This is a genomic window from Nonomuraea basaltis (assembly GCF_005893125.1).
GTDB classification, from domain to species: Bacteria; Actinomycetota; Actinomycetes; order Streptosporangiales; family Streptosporangiaceae; genus Nonomuraea; species Nonomuraea basaltis.
On sequence record NZ_VCJS01000462.1, the window covers coordinates 1 to 3508 of the forward strand.

2 protein-coding genes are annotated in these 3508 nt (G+C 66.8%); both read left to right on the forward strand.

Features of this window, described 5'->3' with window-relative positions:
* Nucleotides 1–225: 225 nt before the first annotated feature.
* Nucleotides 226–1149: an alpha/beta fold hydrolase gene (locus tag EJK15_RS68300; RefSeq protein ID WP_138720772.1), complete on the forward strand. Its 924-nt coding sequence runs from the start codon at nt 226–228 to the stop codon at nt 1147–1149.
* A 170-nt stretch (nt 1150–1319) separates the two neighbouring features.
* The gene (locus tag EJK15_RS68305) at nt 1320–3302 is read left to right on the forward strand and encodes an APC family permease (protein ID WP_138720773.1); all 1983 of its coding nucleotides are present in this window, start codon (nt 1320–1322) and stop codon (nt 3300–3302) included.
* Nucleotides 3303–3508 lie beyond the last annotated feature (206 nt).

The following is a 3508-nucleotide window of genomic DNA, read 5'->3' on the forward strand; positions in this document are numbered from 1 at the left end:
CGCCCACCCGGCCCACCTCATCACCGAGCCCGGCATGGGCTACCGATTCACTCCCTGACGCCCCGCTCATGCAGGAGCAGATCAAAGGTGTCCACAGGCCTAACGATCCCATATCTGGTACCGTTCCTAAAATTGGGAAAGCACGTGCCGTTGGAGATGGGTGGCAGCCCAGACAGGTGCGCTCTCGTCTCCGTCAAGCCGGCGCCGACAGTGAGGGAGTCAGCGATGCAGCGTCGAACGGCGACCGAGGCAACGCCGCCAGTGGGACGGCACTACCAGGTCAGGGATCGGAGACTGCTCCTCCACCGATCGGGCAGCGGGAGCCCGGCGGTGGTGTTCCTCCCCGGGGCCGGCTCGTCCGGCATGGACGGCTTCATCGTTCACCATCGGGCCGCTGAACTCACCACGAGCGTGCTCTACGACCGGGCCGGAACGGGGTGGAGTGACCGGATCGAGCTGCCGCGCACCTCCACCCAGGTCACCGACGAGCTCCGCGAGCTACTGCGGGTCGCAGGCGTGCCCGCTCCCTACCTGCTGGTGGGTCACTCCCTTGGCGGCCTCTACGCACGCCACCATGCACAGCGTTTCCCCGACGAGGTGGCGGGCCTGGTCCTGGTGGAGCCCGAACACGAAGACTACGACTCCTACATGCCCCAGAAACTGAACGAGCTGTATCAGGCATGGGACCCCGACGAGGCGGTGCCTGACGAGTTGCCCGACGAAATCATCCAGTTCTACCGCGCCCTGTTCGCGCGGGAGATGGCCGACTGGCCGGAGGAGATCCGCGAGCCGCTGATCGAACGTCACGTCAGCCCGGAATGGCTGAAGATCGGCGGCCAGGAGGCGGCCAACCGTTACCAACTCCATGACGAGATACGCAACGCAGGACCGATGCCCGACGTCCCGCTGATCGTGCTCACCGCCACGGCGATCGACCCCTTCAAAGAAGCGGTGACCCAGGGCATACCCACATCGCTTCTCCACGAGGAGGCCGAAGCCAAGACGCGGCTCTACACCGCGCTGGCCACATCGGTCTCGCATGGCGAGAACCGCGTTATCGACGACGCCGGACACGCCTCCGTCATCTTCCGCCGTCCCGACGCCGTCCTCCAAGCGATCCAGGACCTACTCGGCAGACTCGGCCGCTGACCAAGAGAAATTGCTCCACCTGGTTCGACAAGGTGCGTTCAGATCGATCGCCGCCCGAAGGCTCCATGCCCGCAGCGGGGTGCTCTAGGGGTGCGTGACTGCAGGCTCTAACCTGGGGCGGTCGGAAGGCCTTGTCGAGGGCCGTGTCCGGGATGCGGTGGGAGAAGCAGATGAGCGGCGCGGACGAGTTGGTCGTTCCAGCGGTGGTCGAAAGCCCGGTACATCCGACCGAGCCGGCCAGCCGTGCCGGGCGGTGGCTGCTTGAGCACCGAGTCCAGCCGGTCGGGCCGGAGACCGCCGAGGGGCACGCCAAGCCACAGGCGTGGTGGAAGGTGATGTGCCTGACCGGCGTCGACTACTTCTCTACGCTCGCTTACCTGCCGGGCATCGCCGCGCTGGCGGCCGGGGCGCTGTCGCCGCTGGCCACGCTGCTCATCGTGGCATTGACGCTGCTGGGCATGCTGCCGATGTACCGCCGGGTGGCCAAGGAGAGCCCGCACGGGCAGGGGTCGGTGGCGATGCTGGAGCGGCTGCTGCCGTTCTGGCGGGGCAAGCTGTTCGTGCTGGTGCTGCTCGGGTTCGTGGCCACGTCGTGGATCATCACGATCACGCTGTCGGCGGCGGACGCGTCCGTGCACGTCGTGGAAAATCCGTACTTCCCGAGTTTCCTGCACGGCCACGAGGTCACCCTGACTGTCGTGCTGCTGCTGGTCCTGGGCGGGGTGTTCCTGCTCGGCTTCACGGAGGCCGTCAGCGTGGCCATCCCGCTGGTGGCGCTCTTCCTTGTTCTGAACGCCGTGGTTGTCGCGGTCGGGCTGGGCCAGGCCATCGCCGCGCCGGAGGCCATCTCGGCATGGACGGCTGCCCTCACCGAAGGCCGGGAAGGGGTCACCGGTCTCATCGGGCCCGCGATCTTGGCCTTCCCGCTGCTGGTGCTGGGTCTGTCGGGATTCGAGACGGGTGTCAGCATGATGCCGCTGGTGGAGGCGTCGGGTAAGGACGCCGAGCAGCGGCTGGCCTCGCGCATCGGCAACACCCGCAAGCTGCTGACCGCCGCCGCGCTCATCATGAGCGTCTATCTGATCGCCACCAGCTTCGTGACCACGGTCCTCATCCCGGCCGAGCAATTCGCCCCCGGCGGCGCGGCCAACGGTCGCGCGATGGCCTACCTGGCGCACGAACACCTCGGCGAGACCTTCGGCACCGCCTACGACATCAGCACCATTCTCATCCTGTGGTTCGCCGGCGCCTCGGCGATGGCCGGGTTGATCAACATTGTGCCCCGATACCTGCCTTCTTACGGCATGGCACCCGAATGGGGTCGGGCCGTACGCCCTGTCGTCATCGTCTACACGCTCATCTGCATCGCCCTGACCATCGCCTTCGACGCCGACGTCGACGCTCAGGCCGGCGCCTACGCCACCGGCATCTTGGCGATGATGGTCTCCGGCGCCGTCGCGGTCACCATCTCCGCCATCAGACGTCGCCAGCGCCCGGCCGTCATCGGTTTCACCGTGCTCACCCTGGTCCTGCTGTACGCGCTGGTGGAGAACATCAGGGAGAAGCCGGACGGTATCGCCATCTCCGCGCTGTTCATCCTCGGCATCATCGCCATCTCCCTGGTCTCGCGGATCTCGCGCACCACAGAGCTGCGCGCCGACCGGATCGAGTTCGACCCTGCCGCCCGCCGCTTCATCACCGAATCGCTCGCCCACGACCGCGCGCTGAACCTCATTGCCAATCGCCGCCAGGTCGGCGACCCGGCCGAGTACGCCGCCAAGGAGAACGAGCAGCGCGGCATGAACCCCGTCCCGGGAGCGGCTGATGTGCTGTTCCTGGAGATCGACGTCATCGACCCGTCGGAGTTCAGCAACGTCCTGCAGGTCCGCGGCGTCCAGGTCGACAGCCACCGGATATTGCGCGCCGCCAGTCCCGCCGCCCCCAACGCCATCGCCGCGATCCTCCTCGCCCTGCGCAACGTCACCGGCGTCCGGCCACACTGCTACTTCGAATGGTCGGAGGGCAGCCCCCTCACGCATCTGCTCCGCTATCTCCTCCTCGGCCGGGGAGACACGCCCCCGGTCGTTCGGGAGATCATCCGCAAGAGCGAATCGGAGCCCGCCAGTCGGCCAGGCATCCATGTCGGCGGCTGAGCCACATCCTTCAGCAGACAGATCAGGCACGTCTTCGGCCATTCGTTGGACAGCCCTCGATGGGCGAATACTGCTGATTAGTTCCCCTGTCCCTGCCGGGACGCCGCTCAGGCGGGAAAATGGGTGCGGGTTGCCCGCCGACGTCGGTTCTTCTATGGCGCGGGTGAGGCCGTTGATTAGTTTGATCGCTGGGAGCTGCTTCAGGG

Coding starts and splice junctions, on each gene's coding strand:
- EJK15_RS68300 (WP_138720772.1), top strand. CDS start 226: ATGCAGCGTCGAACGGCGACCGAGGCAACGCCGCCAGTGGGACGGCAC.
- EJK15_RS68305 (WP_138720773.1), top strand. CDS start 1,320: ATGAGCGGCGCGGACGAGTTGGTCGTTCCAGCGGTGGTCGAAAGCCCG.